This is a genomic window from Sporosarcina pasteurii (assembly GCF_041295575.1).
GTDB classification, from domain to species: domain Bacteria; phylum Bacillota; class Bacilli; order Bacillales_A; family Planococcaceae; genus Sporosarcina; species Sporosarcina pasteurii.
The window spans coordinates 2,904,700-2,921,891 of the sequence record NZ_CP160452.1; the positions used below are offsets into that span (position 1 = coordinate 2,904,700).

General features: G+C 39.8%; 17 protein-coding genes and 1 riboswitch. Of the genes, 10 read left to right on the top strand and 7 right to left on the bottom strand.

Annotated features, from left to right (window positions below; all coding sequences use genetic code 11):
* Positions 1 to 191 precede the first annotated feature (191 nt).
* From AB1H92_RS14000 to AB1H92_RS14010, 3 genes are all read right to left on the bottom strand, one after another.
* Positions 192 to 1,475, bottom strand: a complete 1,284-nt coding sequence (locus AB1H92_RS14000) for an OFA family MFS transporter (protein ID WP_115363264.1) — start codon at positions 1,473 to 1,475, stop codon at positions 192 to 194.
* Positions 1,476 to 1,776: 301 nt separating this feature from the next.
* Positions 1,777 to 1,983: a hypothetical protein gene (locus AB1H92_RS14005; protein ID WP_115363266.1), complete on the bottom strand. Its 207-nt coding sequence runs from the start codon at positions 1,981 to 1,983 to the stop codon at positions 1,777 to 1,779.
* 215 nt (positions 1,984 to 2,198) lie between these two features.
* The gene (locus AB1H92_RS14010; protein WP_115363268.1) at positions 2,199 to 3,248 is read right to left on the bottom strand and encodes a homocysteine S-methyltransferase family protein; all 1,050 of its coding nucleotides are present in this window, start codon (positions 3,246 to 3,248) and stop codon (positions 2,199 to 2,201) included.
* Positions 3,249 to 3,347: 99 nt separating this feature from the next.
* Positions 3,348 to 3,448: riboswitch (SAM riboswitch) on the bottom strand.
* 362 nt (positions 3,449 to 3,810) lie between these two features.
* Between AB1H92_RS14010 and mvk the strand changes: the two genes are divergently transcribed.
* From mvk to AB1H92_RS14035, 5 genes are all read left to right on the top strand, one after another.
* Complete coding sequence (gene mvk, locus AB1H92_RS14015; RefSeq protein ID WP_115363270.1) at positions 3,811 to 4,755, top strand: mevalonate kinase; 945 nt, start codon at positions 3,811 to 3,813, stop codon at positions 4,753 to 4,755.
* 204 nt (positions 4,756 to 4,959) lie between these two features.
* On the top strand, positions 4,960 to 5,226 hold the full coding sequence (locus AB1H92_RS14020; RefSeq protein ID WP_115363272.1) for a hypothetical protein: 267 nt from the start codon (positions 4,960 to 4,962) through the stop codon (positions 5,224 to 5,226).
* Between the two features lies 1 nt (position 5,227).
* Positions 5,228 to 6,586, top strand: coding sequence for a tripartite tricarboxylate transporter permease (locus tag AB1H92_RS14025; protein ID WP_115363274.1), 1,359 nt, complete (start codon positions 5,228 to 5,230; stop codon positions 6,584 to 6,586).
* A gap of 19 nt (positions 6,587 to 6,605) precedes the next feature.
* Positions 6,606 to 7,607, top strand: coding sequence for a diphosphomevalonate decarboxylase (mvaD, locus tag AB1H92_RS14030; protein WP_115364174.1), 1,002 nt, complete (start codon positions 6,606 to 6,608; stop codon positions 7,605 to 7,607).
* 25 nt (positions 7,608 to 7,632) lie between these two features.
* Positions 7,633 to 8,787 carry a phosphomevalonate kinase gene (locus AB1H92_RS14035; RefSeq protein ID WP_115363275.1) on the top strand — a complete coding sequence of 385 codons (1,155 nt, stop codon included), beginning with the start codon at positions 7,633 to 7,635 and terminating at the stop codon, positions 8,785 to 8,787.
* Positions 8,788 to 8,926: 139 nt separating this feature from the next.
* Here the strand turns inward: AB1H92_RS14035 and AB1H92_RS14040 are convergent, their stop codons facing one another.
* On the bottom strand, positions 8,927 to 9,115 hold the full coding sequence (locus AB1H92_RS14040; RefSeq protein ID WP_134268518.1) for a hypothetical protein: 189 nt from the start codon (positions 9,113 to 9,115) through the stop codon (positions 8,927 to 8,929).
* A 333-nt stretch (positions 9,116 to 9,448) separates the two neighbouring features.
* Between AB1H92_RS14040 and AB1H92_RS14045 the strand changes: the two genes are divergently transcribed.
* The 3 genes from AB1H92_RS14045 to AB1H92_RS14055 all read left to right on the top strand — a co-directional run bounded on the left by AB1H92_RS14045 (position 9,449) and on the right by AB1H92_RS14055 (position 12,724).
* Positions 9,449 to 10,360, top strand: a complete 912-nt coding sequence (locus AB1H92_RS14045; RefSeq protein WP_115363279.1) for a peptidase U32 family protein — start codon at positions 9,449 to 9,451, stop codon at positions 10,358 to 10,360.
* Between the two features lie 14 nt (positions 10,361 to 10,374).
* Positions 10,375 to 11,607, top strand: a complete 1,233-nt coding sequence (locus tag AB1H92_RS14050; protein WP_115363281.1) for a U32 family peptidase — start codon at positions 10,375 to 10,377, stop codon at positions 11,605 to 11,607.
* A gap of 280 nt (positions 11,608 to 11,887) precedes the next feature.
* Entirely contained in the window at positions 11,888 to 12,724 is an 837-nt protein-coding gene (locus tag AB1H92_RS14055) for an alpha/beta fold hydrolase (protein ID WP_208407976.1), read from the top strand.
* 39 nt (positions 12,725 to 12,763) lie between these two features.
* On the opposite strand, the gene AB1H92_RS14060 is transcribed toward AB1H92_RS14055, so the two are convergent.
* Both AB1H92_RS14060 and AB1H92_RS14065 read right to left on the bottom strand, forming a co-directional pair.
* Positions 12,764 to 13,063, bottom strand: coding sequence for a rhodanese-like domain-containing protein (locus tag AB1H92_RS14060; RefSeq protein ID WP_115363285.1), 300 nt, complete (start codon positions 13,061 to 13,063; stop codon positions 12,764 to 12,766).
* A 193-nt stretch (positions 13,064 to 13,256) separates the two neighbouring features.
* Positions 13,257 to 14,261, bottom strand: coding sequence for a nucleoid-associated protein (locus AB1H92_RS14065; RefSeq protein WP_115363287.1), 1,005 nt, complete (start codon positions 14,259 to 14,261; stop codon positions 13,257 to 13,259).
* A gap of 131 nt (positions 14,262 to 14,392) precedes the next feature.
* Here AB1H92_RS14065 and AB1H92_RS14070 point away from each other — a divergent pair, with 131 nt between their 5' ends.
* Both AB1H92_RS14070 and AB1H92_RS14075 read left to right on the top strand, forming a co-directional pair.
* The gene (locus AB1H92_RS14070) at positions 14,393 to 14,755 is read left to right on the top strand and encodes an SLAP domain-containing protein (protein ID WP_115363289.1); all 363 of its coding nucleotides are present in this window, start codon (positions 14,393 to 14,395) and stop codon (positions 14,753 to 14,755) included.
* Positions 14,756 to 14,872: 117 nt separating this feature from the next.
* Positions 14,873 to 16,924, top strand: coding sequence for a catalase (locus AB1H92_RS14075; protein ID WP_115363291.1), 2,052 nt, complete (start codon positions 14,873 to 14,875; stop codon positions 16,922 to 16,924).
* Between the two features lie 65 nt (positions 16,925 to 16,989).
* Here the strand turns inward: AB1H92_RS14075 and AB1H92_RS14080 are convergent, their stop codons facing one another.
* A complete protein-coding gene (locus tag AB1H92_RS14080; protein WP_075526812.1) occupies positions 16,990 to 17,169 on the bottom strand; it encodes a hypothetical protein in 180 nt (59 codons plus the stop codon).
* Between the last annotated feature and the right edge of the window lie 23 nt (positions 17,170 to 17,192).

Sequence of the window (17,192 nt, forward strand, 5' to 3'; positions counted from 1 at the left end):
TTTGCCGTAGCAAATTTTTCATTGACGAGTAGTCCGTTCACTCTTTATATAGAGTGTTCATTCGAAAAAGGATACAAAAAGATGAAACTTTTTTTATTTGTACAAAGTTGTCAAACACAGTTTCGGATTTTAGCCATATAAAAACACCCCAAAAGATAGGTTTTCAACACTAACTTTTGGGGTGTTTATTGTTATTTACTAAATACTTTACTAGCTACCATTTCTTTTCCACGATCTACTTCTTCACTTTCCAAAAACACTTTATCCGGCTTCACGACAAACATACTTATGAAAGTAGCGACTGTGAAGAGGGCCATAATGACATACAACACGACATCATACGAGTGTGTCTTTTCGAGAATAAGAGCGCTGAGCTGATTGCCTGATAGTCCTGCGATTGCCCAAGCAGATAAAGCCAATCCATGCACAGTCGAAATACTATTTAAACTGAAACGGTCCGACAAGAGTGGTGGCAATGATGAAAAACCTCCGCCGTAACCTGCATTGACAACACAAAGTAAGAGGATAATCAGAATTGCACTAGACTGCTGAATCCCATCAAGCACAATTGTTGCGAACAAGGCGGCAATCGATGATATAAAGATCATTTTATACACTGTATTACGATCTTGTAATCGGTCACCTAATGAAGAGAACATCAACCGTCCACCTGCATTGAAAACAGCTGTTAATGAACTTACTAAGCCAATCGCCCCGAATCCAATGAACGCTAAAATCCCTTTTTCTTGTGAAATTAACGCCAATCCACATGTAATGTTTATGTAGAACATGAGCCAAATACCAATAAATGTTTTATTAGTTAACACCTTTTTATAACTAAAACTTTGGCTTTGTACATTTTCTTCTTCAAACCCAGCAGGTTTCTTTAGCAACACATGCCCAATCACCATCATTACTAAATAGATACCCGCTAACATGTAAAACATGGTATAGACGTTCGCTGTATGTACTAACATCCCCTCATTGTTTCTTTCACCAAGGAGGTATTCCATGAGTGGGCTTGCAATGACTTTTGCTAAGCCGAAACCTGCAACCGCAAATCCCGTTGCCAACCCTTTTTGCTTCCAAAACCAAAGCATTAACGTTTTCACCGGCGTTAAATAACCAATCCCCAGACCAATGCCCATCACAATCCCGTAGGAAATATAAATACCAATCAGTGACTTTTGATAAATAAAGAAACCTGTTCCGGCCATTCCAACGACAAAAAATAGCGCCGCAAGCAGAGATGACTTATGAATGTCTTTTTCCACGAATCTTCCACCAAAAGCGGCGGACATGCCCAGAACGAAAATCGCTAAACTAAATGCCCATTCCACTTCACCAATAGGTTTTCCAATGTAGGAAGCAATGTCATTCTTAAACAACGACCAGCAGTAAACTGTACCAATACTACAGTGAATCAATAACGCAGGCAGTACAGCACGCATCCATTTATTCTCTAATCTACCCATATAACAATCCCTCTTCCTTCGCCATAATAACGAACATAAATAATTAAAACTGTAAACTAATTCGCTTTTAGGGTGAAAATGAACATAAAAATAACCTTTCAACGTTACAATTAAACCTATTCACGAATATAGATGGGATTATTATATATCATCTTCGCACAAAAAAACAGTCTAATTGTGACTGTTTTACAACAGAGTGATTTTTTCTGAGAAGATTACCGGAATTTAAAAGCGCACGCAGTTTCTGCCATCCTTTTTTGCTCTATACAAAGCCTGATCTGCTTTTCGAAATAATTCTTTCTCATTTGCATATTATAATGCCGTTTTGAATCTCTTGAGGACAAACAGCAATGTAATTAACGCCTACCCCAGTCTTGCGTAAATCACCGCCATTTTCATTGGAGAAACTAACCCACGATTGATTCTGGGCAATAATAACCCCTTCGTGATCCAATACAGCGATTTGATCTACTAGTGAATCGAGAACCGCTAGACTAAAAGGTTGCATCATCTCATCTCCTTTCTCTATAAACTTATGGCTAGGTTTTAGAACAGTTCGATATTCAATGGGAACCTAGCACTTTTATCAATAAAAAAGAGCCCTGTCCTCGTAAGGAGCATGGGCTTGGTCGCTTGTCATTATAGTAGCATATTCTGTTGATTACTTATATCGATAAGAACTCTGTATTGCAGCATAAATCATGGATAGGTAACTACCCTCTCTTAAGCCTTTACGCGATACTCCAAATTATGCTTTTTCAGTGTTTCATCTTCACCGAATAGGAAATGTTTCTCCATATCTGGGGAGTATCTTGAGTTGATTGTTTCCACGCCGACCGCTTCCGCTACAGCGCGCAACATTGCCGGGGAGGCACCACAGCATAACCCAATATAATTTACACCAATTTCTTTTGCCGCTTTTGCCCACTCAGCTAATTCATAACGGTTATGATAAAGCGGGTCTAGCGCAGTTGGGAATGTTGTTTCTAATGGGAGTTCACAACTGCAACCTGCATCTGGTAAATTGAAAAATGTAGGATTTTCTTCTGTCGTACGGTAAGGGATTGGCAATGCCCCAACATAGCCTTCCACGTTTTGTCGGATTTTTTCAAGGTATGGTTGCATCGTATCCGGACCACGGAAACAGTTCATCCCTACAACTAGCGCACCTTTTTCAGAAAGGATTCTACAAGATTCCTCCACCGTATAGCCATCTCTTAAAATATTTTCTCCCATCAATCCTAACGTGATGACTGCAGGTAAATCATGCTTTAAAATCTCCTCTAAAGCAATCACAGCTTCTTCATGGTAATAAAACGTCTCACCATTAATGAAGTCAACTTCCTCTTCCTTACACCATTTTACCATTTCAGCGAACATGCTTCTCACTTGGTCTTTTGATGCCGGATCTTCTGGGTCAAAAATATTCGTATTTGAAATATTCCCCGCTACCAACGCTTCCTCTGTCGGATGTTCTTTGGCAACTTCTTTCGCCAAACGAATCGCATTTCTATTCAATGGTTCCAATAATTCCTCTTTCCCAATAATACGCATTTTTTCTCTGTGGGCATTATACGTAAATGCCAACACAACATCTGAGCCAGCATTCATAAAATCCCTATAAGTCTGTTTCAGCGCATCGGGATTATCTAGCGCAACCTCGGGCACAAATGAACCTGCTTGTAAATAACCTCTTCGCTCTAATTCAAATAAATACCCTTCTCCTACAATTACCGGACCGTCTTTTAACCTTTGCTCCAAACTGCGTTTCATTTCATTTCCTCCTCTTTAATAAGTCGTGCTTTTTATATTTACCAAAAATAAAACCCCTTCTTTTGATAAGAAGAGGTTGATGGTATCAATGTTTCACTCTTCTTATCTCCAAGCTGTACGCTACTGGAATTAGCACAGTACTTTAAAAGTCTGTTGCTGAGGCTTCAAAGGGCCAGTCCCTCCACCTCTCTGGATAAGAAAGTTGCTTATTAAGTTGGTAATGAATACTTTACATATCTTTTAACTGAATGTCAATGTTATTCTGAATATACAAAAATTAACTCACCTCTAAAACAATACAAAATTGCATTGGAACCAAGCACTCAAAATCAACGTCATATGTTTTCGCCGAAAATCCCAGCTTTTGTTCATTGATTGGGTTGTTCATTATCTAGAGAGAAGTTCGTTTTAGAAAAGGATGAAACTTTTTTTGAAAAGGTATAAATTTCACGGATTCTTGATATACATCAAGTCTAAATTTGGGTAATCTATATATACTACTTCAGTTAAAATCAATTTATTAAATTTGCTGACGGCTGAAGCAAAGAAAAGGTGATTGTAGTTGGAAGATTTTTTAGCATCAAAAAGAAATACAAGTGGTTTCTCACATAGTAAAATCATTTTGACCGGAGAACATGCAGTTGTTTATGGAAATCCGGCTATTGCGCTGCCATTTCCACTCAAAGTGGAGGCTATCATTGAAGAAATAACAAGTGACATCATCGTAGAATCTACGTTTTATACCGGACCGTTGGAACAGATTCCTACAAAATTAAAAGGAATCAGCGCCTGTATCCAACAAGTTTTGAGCGATTTAAATCGTCCTTGTGACAAACTAAAGATAACGATTCATTCCCAAATTCCTATTGGGAAAGGTCTTGGATCTAGTGCGGCGATTGCTGTCGCGATTGTCAGAGGATTATTTTCCTTTTTCGAAACGAAGTTAGATGACGAGACACTGGCAGCCTTTGTACATACTGCTGAAGTGTATGCTCACGGGAATCCAAGTGGCATCGATATGGCTACAGCGATGAGCGATACACCCATCTGGTTTCAAAACGGAGACATTGTTCGTCTCGAAGTCACTTCCCCTCTCCATTTTGTAATTGCTGATTCAGGAAGGATTGGTAATACGCAAAAAACAGTGAGTCGGGTCAGAGCGCTATACGATAAAGATGAAGTTTTAAAGGAAAACTCATTGAGAAGAATGAAAGAAATTGCTTTTGCCGCTAAATCTGCCATGGCCAAAGGGGATATACTGGAACTCGGCAAACTCCTTAATAAAAATCATTCTGAATTGATTCGAATTGGCGTGAGTGATGATGGGTTGAATCAACTTGTCCATACTGCGAAAAAAGCGGGAGCGCTTGGGGCCAAATTAACAGGTGGCGGTGATGGGGGCTGTATGCTTGCTTTGACGGACTCAAAGGAGAAAGCGGAAGAAATTTCAAGTGCGCTAGCTTCTGCAGGCGCACATCAAACGTGGTGCTTTACAATTGAATCTTAGGTAAATGATTTAATAGAATAGACAATACGTTTTACATTTATGGCGAATCATTCATTCCTCCAAAATGGATGATTCTTTTTTCAAACTTGATGTACGTCAAGTTTTTTTGATGCCTTTCATGTAAACTACACATATCTTCCCTCTTGAGAATGATTCTCAATTTCATTTACAATAGGATATATCATAGAAAGGATGTGTCATTTTATGAGTCATCATAAAAAAGGACATCAAAATACCCAAGATCATGAAAAAGAAAATATTGAGGTATGGGAAGATCTCGTTCATATAAAGGATTTGCTTTTAGCATTACTAATCTGTTCCGTCACGACACTCAGCGGTTATTTTATTGCCCCAAGTGAACCCCCTAAACCATTATTTTTTGGTTTGTTCGGAGCCTTGATTGGCTTTTTAATTACGAGTATAATCATACAGCCGAAACGAACTTTTAATGGGACAAAGGAGGAGAAATAATATGGATATAACCTTACTTTTGCAAATGGTTGGTATCGCAATGCTCGCGGCGATTATTTATACGATTATTGGCGTTGCGCCTGGAACGGATGAGACGGCAACCATTGCCCCAGTCATATTGGTCCTAGTATTATCCGGACTAGAGCCAATCCTTGTCCTTACTTTCTTTATGTCTGCCATTGTTTCTAGTAAATTGACAGATTCCATTCCTGTCGCTCTAGCTGGAATTCCCGGGGGCGTCATGGCGACCCCGCAAGTAGAGCATGCACTTATCTTAAAAAAACATGGCCTAACGGATGTAACGATTCGAAAAATGGCTTCGGGTTCTGTCATTGGGACACTCGTTTCTGTGCCTGTGAGTTTATTATTTGCTCATGCACTCATCCCGTTCGCTGATGTCATTAAGGAATACGGGAGCTCATTGTTTTTTGCTGGCGCGATTATACTAGCACTCATAAGTAAAAATCGCTGGGTAGCACTAGTATCGATTCTCCCCTTCGCACTTTTAATCGAAGGGTTACGCCATCTCTATTGGGATACTGGCGTAGTACCAGCGGGAACGAATGTATTTATTTCTTTCTTCCTCGGCATTACAATTGGTCCAATGATCGTAACTTTGTTTGGATTGTTAAACAAGGAAAAAAGAGATCGATTAGAACGATTTGGGAAAAAAGACATCTATTTTAAACAAGAGAAGATAGATGGAATAAAAGCAAATCCATTTACCATTTTAACTAAGAAGGAGATTGGATTCAGTTCTTTATCCTCAGCGATTGGCTCCATTGCGTTTATTCTGAGCCCTGTCGGTTTAACGACATTTCTCGGGGAAGTGTTTACGAGTAGAATAAAGGACCCGGTAAAGAAAGCGTCTCTTGCCATTGCCTCTATGGATGCATTGGCAAATGCCACTTATATTTCGGGTGTGTTGATCCCACTCATTGCGCTTGGAATTCCATTGTCTCCGACGGCAATGGGCCCTGGTAATCCTTTATTTAACGCACCACCCGTTTTCACCATCGATCATAATCTCCACCATATTCTTTCAAATGGTGACTTTATTTCGGCTACTTTAGTTGGTGCAATCGTTGCCCTGGCCATTACTTATTTCCTTACGATCAAATATTCTAGGCAAATTTGTATTTTTGTTTTCAAACGGATTCCACACGAAGCGATGCTCGGTTTATTCTTTAGTTTAGTCCTCCTTCTCGCCTTTATGGATGGCGGTTGGATGAATGTGGCCGGTGTTTTTCTTGTTGGATTTGTTGCGGGAACACTACATCGTACAGGGGTCAATTACGGGGTACAATTTATGACACTTTATTCTGCACCGTGGATTATTTCACTGCTTGCAAATCTTTAATTTTGAAAGGAAAGATGACATGCCTGAACATAGAAAGTTTGAACAGGTGACTGCTAAGGCGCATGCGAACATCGCCTTAATTAAATATTGGGGGAAACGGGATGAAGAATTATTTCTACCGATGAATTCCAGTCTTTCGGTCACACTAGACAAATTTTACACAGAAACTTCTGTACAGTTTTGTGGGAAATTAAAAAAAGATGTTTTTATCTTTAACAACAATATTGCGGATGAAGCCGAAACGAATAAGGTTTCTAATTACTTAAACCAAATACGAAAAATGGCAGGAGTGGAGCGGTATGCAATGGTCCAGTCAGTTAACCACGTGCCAACCGCCGCTGGATTTGCTTCCTCGGCTTCTGGATATGCAGCACTTGCATCCGCTGCTGTACGAGCAATTGATTTAGATATCGATCAGAAGAAACTGACGCAAGTGGCACGAATTGGGTCAGGTTCTGCCTGTCGTTCCATTTATGGCGGTTTTGTTGAATGGACAAAAGGAGATTTAGAAGATGGTTCTGATTGTTATGCTAGACAGCTTGAAAACGAAGACTATTGGGATTTAAGCATTCTTGCCATCCAATTATCTGCCGAAGAAAAGTCCCTTTCAAGCCGTGCGGGAATGAAACTTACAGTTGACACTTCCCCCTATTACGAACTATGGGTGAAAGAGGCCGGGAAGGATCTTGCGACACTAAAAGATGCGCTTCGTCATAAGGATTTTGAACAACTTGGTCAAGTAACCGAATCCAATGCGTTAAAAATGCACGCAACTACCTTGGGCGCAAATCCTCCTCATTGGTACTGGGAACCAGGCACCATCTCCGTCATGAATCAAGTACGAAAACTGAGGGATTCTGGGATTCCGGCATATTTTACAATGGATGCAGGGCCAAATGTATTTGTTTTATGTCAGCAAAGAGATAAAGAAGTTGTTGAGCAAACGCTTCTTACCCTTAAAGAAGTTCAAAAAATATATGTTTGCCAGCCCGGCCCTGGGGTATCCTACTTGGCAAAATAACGATTGAAGATAAAGGTGGATAGATATGACTGTTTCAAGTTACCGGATAAAAGTTCCAGGTAAAATGATGATTGCTGGAGAATATGCAGTATTAGAACCTGGACAACTAGCGGTTGTGGGTGCCATTACCCGTTATGTGACTGTCAGGATTGAGGATGGGACGAAAAACGCCCTCTCCATACCAGCGTTTGGGCTAAAAGAGATTACATGGGGTGATGATTCTGAATGTCTATTGAGCACGAAGGATCATCGGCTTCGCTTCATTCAAAATGCGCTGGTTGTTGCGACTCGCTTTCTTCGCGAAAAGAATGTGCCCATTCAGAAGTGCTCGATAACCACCTTAAGTGAACTTGATGATAAAGACTCAGGGGTAAAATATGGGCTTGGTTCAAGTGCAGCAATCACAGTAGCGGTTGTGACCGCAATGATAAAATTCCATCTTAACGATGAGGATGACATATCGCAGGATAAAATTTTTAAATTAGCTGTGATTGCCCATTTCTTAACACAACAAAATGGATCGGGAGCAGATATTGCCGCGGCCGTTTATGGCGGACTCCTCGCCTATTGTACTTTTAATAGCGATTGGTTAAAGGAGAAATTGGAACATGACGAGCCATTCACGTCATTAGTCGAGCAGCATTGGCCGGATCTTATGATTGAGCGGCTGAATCCTTCCGAAGCGTTCTCCATGTCTGTCGGCTGGACAAAAGAGTCAGCTGCAACCGGGCCAATGGTCAATAAAATACAGACCTTTCAACTGGAAAGTCCGCTTATGTATGCGCGCTTTTTAGAGGAAAGCCATGCTGCTGTCACCCGTTTCATTCAGGGAATCAAAACAGATCATCAACAAGACGTGTTAGCAGCGATAAAGGAAAACCGTCTATTGCTGAAACGTCTCGGTGAGGATGCAGGTGTACCAATTGAAACAGCGGAACTCACTAATTTATGTCAGATTGCTGAAAAGTTCGGGAGTGGCAAATTGTCTGGAGCAGGTGGCGGAGATTGCGGAATAGCTTTCTTAAACGACTCGGAGCAGAAGCATAACTTAATGGAGGCTTGGCAAGCCGCAGGGATTGAACCACTTGATCTGGAAATTTCAATTCCCGGTGTCACCTTCATTGAATATGATCGTAAACTAGCGTTAGGTCAATACTTACAAATCCAGCATCAAGAATAGATGCTGGATTTTGTTTTTGTTTCTGCAAATCAAAAAACGCGTGCCTGTACACGGCACAATTCAGTCGCAATTATTGAGTTTTGTGGTGCAAAAACATACCAAAGGTTAAAGCTTACACTCCAACACTTCTTTTCCATTATCAATCATATCCTTTTAACAAACGACTTCTCCGTTCTCGTAGGTTCCTTGCCTCCCTCTTTCTGGCATTCAGTTCCCACTGTAATTCGCCATTGATTCGTGGATCTTGCCGGTCCATCGTACTCCTTCCTGTCGATCCAACTATCTTACGCACCTTCTCTATTTCATCTTCAAAAAATAACATGTCCATTCCACCTCCCTACACAATCATTAAAGAGAAAAAACACAACAATTCTCCTTTCTATAGAATACGCAAGTAAAGTAAGCCCGCAGAGGTTATGCGCACAACGGAAATATTTTTTGTTTTTTTGGTGCCATTCACTCAAAAAAACATGGATATTGTAATATTCATGTTTTTTGATTTAACGTGATTGTTTTAGTGACTGGAACCTAAGCCTTGAATTGTGTGCTAAACACGACCATTTTGACAATAAACCGTGACATTTCTCACAGTAGCCAATCCTTTTTTTATGTTAAAATCATTTCTATCAAATTTAAAGACTCATTGAAAAGAGGTTTGTGAATGATTGAACTTACTGCAACTGCAGAGTCGGTTGATCAAGCGAAAGCGTTGGTCAATGCCGGGGTTGATACATTATATATTGGGGAAGAACAATTTGGGTTACGCTTACCTACCGCATTTTCCCTAGATGAAATTAAAGAAATTACATCGTTTGCACATATACACAATAAACGCGTTTGTGTAGCGGTAAATGCAATTATGCATAATGAACAGATTGAAGAAGTCATTCCGTATCTGGAGTTTTTACAACAGATTGGCGTCGATGCCATTACGGTTGGTGACCCGGGTGTAATTCATTTATTAAAAAAACATGACATCGAAATTCCCTACGTTTACGATGCCCAAACATTGGTCACCAGTGCGAAACAAGTTAACTTTTGGGCAAAACGTGGTGCAGTCGGTGCTATTCTAGCAAGGGAAATTACATTTGAGGAATTAAAATCAATCCGTTCCCAAGTAACGGTTCCCGTTGAACTATTGGTATATGGTGCAACATGTATTCACCACTCCAAACGACCGCTTATTGAGAACTATTTTAATTTCACGAAAGAAACTGGACCTACGGAGGAACTTTTCCTGTCTGAACCTAAAAAACCTGATACCCATTACTCAATTTTCGAGGATACAAACGGCACGCATGTTTTTGCCACAAATGATATCAATCTGTTCCCCCATTTAGATGCATTAGTTGAAGCGGGACTGACACATTGGAAATTAGATGGCATCTTTACACGTGGGAACGATTTTGTTGAAATCGCTCGACTGTTTATTGAAGCAAAACGAGCAATCGTAGCTAGTGACTGGACAACCGCCTTACAAGAAAGCTTAAACGAACAAATTATCGCTTTACATCCAAAGGAAAGAACACTAGATGAAGGATTTTTATTAAAAGATCCAAACGACGTAAAATAGTTAGGGGAACCATAATGAGAAAAATTACGAAAAAACCGGAAGTGTTAGCACCTGCTGGCACACTTGAAAAGTTAAAAACTGCCATAAGGTACGGTGCAGATGCGGTTTATATTGGTGGAAATCAGTACGGACTTAGAACCCGTGCAGGCAACTTTACGTATGATGAAATGCGCGAAGGTGTCGCATTTGCCAAATCACACAATGCAAAAGTGTATGTTGCGGCAAATATGGTGACGCATGAAGGAGATGCGGACGGTGCGGGTGAATTCTTTCAAACGCTCAGAGACATCGGCATTTCCGCCGTCATTGTGTCTGACCCAGCCTTAATCGAAATTTGTGCAACTGAAGCGCCTGGTTTACCGATTCACTTATCCACACAAGCTTCTGCAACAAATTACGAAACACTGAATTTCTGGCAAGCTGAAGGATTAGAGCGTGTCGTGTTGGCAAGAGAAGTCGGGATGGAAGAAATTAAAAAAATCCAACAAAAAACAGATGTAGAAATTGAAGCATTTATTCACGGAGCGATGTGTATTTCCTATTCAGGTCGTTGTACATTATCCAACCATATGTCTAACCGTGATGCGAATCGCGGCGGCTGCTCACAATCCTGTCGTTGGAAATACGGATTATTTGAAATGCCTCTACCAGACGAACGCAAATCCGTCCTTGCAGGTGAACCCGTTGAAGACTTTTCGATGAGTGCAGTGGACATGTCTATGATTCGCCATATTCCAGATTTGGTCGAAAACGGCGTAGATAGTTTAAAAATTGAAGGGCGAATGAAATCGATACATTATGTATCCACGGTTTCCAATGTTTATCGTCAAGCGATTGATGCGTATTGTAATGACCCGGATAACTATGAGTTCCAACAAGAGTGGGAAGATGAACTATGGAAAGTGGCGCAACGCGAATTATCAGTCGGATTTTATTACGGAACGCCAACTGAAAATGAGCAATTATTTGGCGCTCGTCGAAAAATCCCTGCCTATTCCTTTATTGGCCAAGTGTTAGACTATGACGAAGAAACACAAATCGCAACGATTCAACAGCGCAATCATTTTAGTGTAGGAGACGAAATCGAATTTTACGGTCCTGGCTTCACACATCTAAACCAAACAATCGAGTCACTATGGGATGAAGAAGGAAACCCAATCGACCGTGCCCCGAATGCGCTTATGACGGTGAAAATGAAAGTAGATGCACCTGTTAAACCATTTGATATGATGCGTAAAATAAAATAAAGTGGAATAAAGTGGTGCCAGTCACTCAAACAAACGTGAATTTCACAACATTCACGTTTGTTTTCATTAACTGGAATGTTTGAGTGACTGGCACTAAAGTGTCCCAAAGTGTCTAAATTGACACAACTTTAATAAATCAACAGATAAAGCTTGTGGTACAATATTATTTTAAGAATAATAATTTATGAGTTTGTAAGATAAATGATACACTGCTGGTCAGGTTTCTTTCCCATGAAGTCTAGAGTAGATGACTGCAAACGTATCGAACGGAGGGTTTGATTTGCTACATTACAAAACGCATGTTTTAAGCCCATCACATGAGTGGGTTGTCTTTCTTCACGGACTCGGCGGAAATTCAAATATTTGGTACAAACAAATTAAAGATTTTAAACGGCACTTCAATCTATTGTTTATCGATTTAAAAGGTCACGGCGGTTCTGTTGATTATAAACCTGAGATTCTTCATTACACTTCTGAAGGATTAGCAGGAGATGTCGTTAACGTATTAGATCATCTTTCCATTAAAAAAGCCCATTTTGCGGGAATTAGTTTGGGATCTGTTGTTTTGCATAGCTTACACATACACGCCCCTCACAGAATTAAAAGCATGGTGTTGGGCGGCGCAATTATTCGGTTTACAAAACTTGCACGCACCCTTCTAAAAACTGGAGATTTGATTAAAAATTTCGTTCCATATATGTGGCTGTACAAACTGTTTGCTTGGATTCTAATGCCAAAGAAGCATCATGAACACTCTAGAAATCTATTCATTCGAGAAGCGAAAAAACTTCGTCAAAAAGAGTTTATTCGGTGGTATCAATTTGCCTCCACAGTTCCTGCGATTTATCCAAAAATAGATACCGAAAAGCATGTCATCCCAAAGATGTATATTATGGGAAGTCAAGATTATATGTTTATTGGGCCTGTTCTTGAAGATACAGTGAAGGACAAAAGTGCAAGTATCCATGTAATTGATCAATGCGGACATGTGTGCAATATTGAAAAGGATAAAGAGTTCAATCAGGTCGCCATTAACTTTTTTAATGACCGAATCCAATTGGACCCAAAGAAACTTCCTCTTCCAAAAACGGCAAGGAAGTATGTAATTACTCAATAAAAGAAGCTCGCACAAAGCGAGCTTCTTTTATTTTAAATCTTATTTTTCTACTTCGCCTTCCCAGTCCAACATACCGCCAGTCATATTCATCACGTCGTAACCTTGTTCACTTAAAAAGTTACACGCATTCCCGCTTCTGCCACCAGAACGGCAAATCATCACATATTGATGATCCTTATCTATTTCATCCAAACGATTTGGTATGTCACCGAGTGGAATATGCTTAGCGCCCGGTACCATTCCGTGTGCAACTTCATCTGCTTCCCGCACGTCGATCATATTCAATTTTTCACCATTATTTAGTTTTTCCAATACTTCTTTTGTAGAAATTTCCTTCATGCTAATCCCTCCAAAGTTATATTTGTTTATATTTTTGTCGAAAAAAGGTAACCCTACAAGATAGGATAACCTGTAAAAAGCACGGCTACTAACCGCTCCAATCTATTACGATTATATACCCCTAATGGTATTAATGTCAAATAAAAAACGTCCGAAACTTAAGTGTTCGAACGCCTTTCCATACAACCGTTTATTAATCCTCTTCTTCAAAATATATCTTATAATAATTCCGACCTGTCGCCTCATCATACCCCGCTTCAATGAGTTCATCGACTTGCTCAATATCACGGACATTAACGACAATTTCAATATTGTCATCCAGTTTTATTTTCCGCTTGAATTTTTTCTCGGCATTTTCAATGGCGCTTTCCGAAATAATCGTTTCATACGGCTTGACCGAATTCACAATCAAGTCCCTTTGAACTTCATCTGGTGCTTCAAAAACAGTGTCAATGTAGTCATCGACTTGAAATTCCTCTTCACTTCTAAAGTAGTCCAATGTTTTGTTTAATAAACCTAACTTCTCCGTATTCGTGAAATTTTCTTCTTTTAGAATGATTTTTTTAACTTCCTGTAAGGCCAAATCTGTTTTTTCATACGCTTCATCCGCGACTTTAATTTTCAAAAAACGCTCTTGCCAATAAACAATATCTTCTTTCCTTCTCGTTCGAATAAAAATAGCTGGCTCTTCATCAGGCCCCATATCGACAATGACAGCCGCATTATTAATTTTCCTTACATTAATACCATCAATACCGTTTACAATCATTTTATTTTGTTCACTTTTTACATCTAAAAAGATTTCTTTATCATCAATTTTGACAATGGAGAGGACTTTTTTCGTCTCCGTTCCCATTAAAATATTATTAAATAACCCAATAAATAAATCCCCGCTCTTAATATTTGGATGGGTCGATACACTATGCAAATGCGTCGCGATATGCTGCGATTGCTCTAGGAAATTACTTTCCTCTTGAAAAATCGTCTTCGCATAGGTATAGATTTCATGTAAATCAAGATCCGTCTCATGAAAAAATTCGTATTGCTGATCAAAATGCACTTTACTAAACGCTAACTGTGTAAAAGCCGCCTCCATCAATACTTCTGGTTCAGTGAACACTTCATCACCTAAAATAAGCGTATCATCTATTCCATGCATAATGTATTGCATTAATTTACCCTCTGATACTTCTAGCACATTCTTCACCCTTCTATCTTTCATCTTCGACAATTCACCATATCATATTTTGACACAGCATTAAAAGAAATCTTCTATCGTCCCTGTTATAATAGGAACTACTTTCACCTACCTACGAGGGGGAATTGACAATGCAAACATTATTTTTTCAACCTGCATGGGACCAAACAATTGCACCCGCTGATAGAGAAAAAATTACCCATCTTTTTCAATCGCTGCATTTCAAAGACGGCATCCATTTTTCCTTTCTATGGGAGGCAGTCAATTACAAAGAGGAGCGATTAGTAACTGTGCTCCTTCACAATGTCGAAGACACGCCCCTCAAGTTAGCAAACATAGCGATTGACTATTTAAAAGACAAGCAAGCGATGACTGGCCTGTTTACGCTCCCCTTACAAGTTCCTGAAAGAACTACGATGCCATGGACATTCATCTTTTCATCAGACAATCAAACAGACCAACTTCCGGCGTACACCATCGTTTACAATGAATAACCCTACCAAAAGGCTTCATCCGCTTACCGCAGGGATGAAGCCTTTTTATTTTCTGTCATGAATGAAATAAATCAATCATAAAATGAAAAGGTGCTGAAAATTAATGGAGGTGCTTACATGAGTGAGAATACTTCATCAAATCACAACAAAAATAGAAAACAACAGCAACTAGACGAATTCCGTGTGAGAAATGCCGGGAAACCGATGACATCTAATGTATCAAGAAAAATCTCAGATGATGAAAGGATTTTAACGGCCGGAAAACGCGGACCAGGCCTAATGGAAGATGTTCATTTTTTCGAGAAAATAACTTCATTTGTACGTGAAGAAATCCCTGAGAGAAAAGTTCATGCGAGAGGGTATGGGGCTCATGGAGAATTTGAATGTTACAAGTCAATGAAACAATTTACGAAAGCCGGATTTTTACAAGAGGCTGGTAAAAAAACGCCGCTATTTGTCAGATTTTCAACTGTACAAGGAAGCAAAGGATCCAAAGATACAGCAAGAGATTTGCGCTGTTTAGGGATTAAGTTTTATACAGATGAAGGAAACTATGATATGACGTTGATTTCGTTTCCTGTTTTGATTAACCAGGATGCAATGAAATTCCTTGATGTCATACATGCGTATCAGCCGGAACCCCGTACAGGTATGCCGCAAGCTTCGGGCGCCCATGATACTTTTTGGGATTATGTCGCAAATAACCCAGAAGCACTTCATATGACATTATGGGTGATGTCAGATTGGGGTCTTATTAGAAGTTATAGAATGATGCCGTCGTTTTCAGTTAATACGTACCTGTTTGTAAATGAGGAAGGCGTCGCAACTTTTGTCAGATTTATATGGAAACCTGTTCTTGGATCGCACTCTTTGCTGATGGATGAAGCGCAAAAAATTGGCGGTATTGATCCAGATTTCCATAGGCGAGACCTTAGAGAAGCGATTAATATGGGCGCCTACCCTGAATATGAATTAGGCGTTCAAATGATTCCAATGGAAGATGAACATAAATATGATTTTGATATTCTAGATTCCACAAAGTTTTGGCCAGAAGAGCTAATCCCTGCCGAGATTATCGGCAAAATGACGTTAAATCGAAATGTGGACAATGAATTCGCGGAGCTTGAACAGGCTGCATTCAACCCGGGAAATATTGTTCCCGGCATTGATTTTTCCAACGACCCTGTTTTACAAGGTAGGTTACTTGCCTACCGATCGGCACAATACCACCGTTTAGGCAGTAAAAACTATGACCAGTTACCGATTAACCGGCCACTCTGTCCATTCCACAATAATCAGAGAAAAGGATATATGCAGTACCGTATCGATGTAGACGAAACGAGTTATCATAGAAACTCACTAACAAACAATACGCCTTACACAACGCCACCTGAAGAAGGAGGATATAAGCATTATCCTACAAAAGTGGAGGGGCATGTTACGCGCGAGGTACCCGAAAAATTTTATGATTACTTTACACAGCCAAGAATTTTCTGGAATAGTTTAACACCTATCGAGAAACAGCATATGATTGAAGCGCTTAGCTATCAGATTGGAAGTTGTAAGAGTGAGTCGGTCCGACAGCAAAACGTTGATCTATTAGTGAATGTAGATAAAGAAATGGCTACCATCGTAGCAGATAACATTGGGGTTAATCGTCCAACTGGAGATCACGTCCCTGTGTCGACCAGCTATCCTTCTCTTAGCCAGGCAAGTACCCCAAAGTATGCTTATTCATTAAAAGTAGGGGTCCTCGTCGGGGATGGTTTTAATGGAAGCGAAGTAACCAATACGCTTAACACCCTTAAGAAATATGGCGTATTTGTTGTCATCGTTGGTGCCACGCTTGGTACCGTCACAGGTGATGATGGTACAAAACTAAAAGTTGATGAAACATTTCTCACAACAAGCCCTTATCTACTCGACTCTATCTATGTCGTTGGTGGAAGCGCTAAAAATATGGAAAGATTCAACTCCGACATTATGAATTATATAAATGTAGCTTATAAGCACTACAAACCAATTGGTGTCGGCTCAAATGGTCAGTCTCATATTCATGCCACAGATAGAAATAACTTAGCTGGGGTTGTTTTTGCAAAAGATAATCCGAACTTTGGTGAAGACTTTGTCGCTGCGATTGGACAAATGCGTTTTTGGGATAGAAAGTAACAACAATCGATTGAAAAAGAAACCTGTGCCACAACAATAGCTGTTGGCACAGGTTTTCTTATTCATTATTTATTGCGTTTGCGATTTTTTTGTTGATTTTGTTGTTGGTTGTTTTGTTGGAATTCTTGTGCGTTAAAACCTTCACCAAATTCAGTGTTGTTCTGATACTGTGCTTCTTGGTTCCGATTTCTTTGATTCTGTTGTTGATTGCGTTGATTTTTTTGGTTCTGGTTGTTGTTCGGCATTGTCACCACTCCATTTAATTTTG

Excerpts from the sequence above, each read along its gene's own strand:
- AB1H92_RS14000 (WP_115363264.1), bottom strand. The coding sequence starts at position 1,475 with ATGGGTAGATTAGAGAATAAATGGATGCGTGCTGTACTGCCTGCGTTA.
- AB1H92_RS14005 (WP_115363266.1), bottom strand. The coding sequence starts at position 1,983 with ATGCAACCTTTTAGTCTAGCGGTTCTCGATTCACTAGTAGATCAAATC.
- AB1H92_RS14010 (WP_115363268.1), bottom strand. The coding sequence starts at position 3,248 with ATGAAACGCAGTTTGGAGCAAAGGTTAAAAGACGGTCCGGTAATTGTA.
- AB1H92_RS14020 (WP_115363272.1), top strand. The coding sequence starts at position 4,960 with ATGAGTCATCATAAAAAAGGACATCAAAATACCCAAGATCATGAAAAA.
- AB1H92_RS14025 (WP_115363274.1), top strand. The coding sequence starts at position 5,228 with ATGGATATAACCTTACTTTTGCAAATGGTTGGTATCGCAATGCTCGCG.
- mvaD (WP_115364174.1), top strand. The coding sequence starts at position 6,606 with ATGCCTGAACATAGAAAGTTTGAACAGGTGACTGCTAAGGCGCATGCG.
- AB1H92_RS14035 (WP_115363275.1), top strand. The coding sequence starts at position 7,633 with ATGACTGTTTCAAGTTACCGGATAAAAGTTCCAGGTAAAATGATGATT.
- AB1H92_RS14040 (WP_134268518.1), bottom strand. The coding sequence starts at position 9,115 with ATGGACATGTTATTTTTTGAAGATGAAATAGAGAAGGTGCGTAAGATA.
- AB1H92_RS14045 (WP_115363279.1), top strand. The coding sequence starts at position 9,449 with ATGATTGAACTTACTGCAACTGCAGAGTCGGTTGATCAAGCGAAAGCG.
- AB1H92_RS14050 (WP_115363281.1), top strand. The coding sequence starts at position 10,375 with ATGAGAAAAATTACGAAAAAACCGGAAGTGTTAGCACCTGCTGGCACA.
- AB1H92_RS14060 (WP_115363285.1), bottom strand. The coding sequence starts at position 13,063 with ATGAAGGAAATTTCTACAAAAGAAGTATTGGAAAAACTAAATAATGGT.
- AB1H92_RS14070 (WP_115363289.1), top strand. The coding sequence starts at position 14,393 with ATGCAAACATTATTTTTTCAACCTGCATGGGACCAAACAATTGCACCC.
- AB1H92_RS14075 (WP_115363291.1), top strand. The coding sequence starts at position 14,873 with ATGAGTGAGAATACTTCATCAAATCACAACAAAAATAGAAAACAACAG.
- AB1H92_RS14080 (WP_075526812.1), bottom strand. The coding sequence starts at position 17,169 with ATGCCGAACAACAACCAGAACCAAAAAAATCAACGCAATCAACAACAG.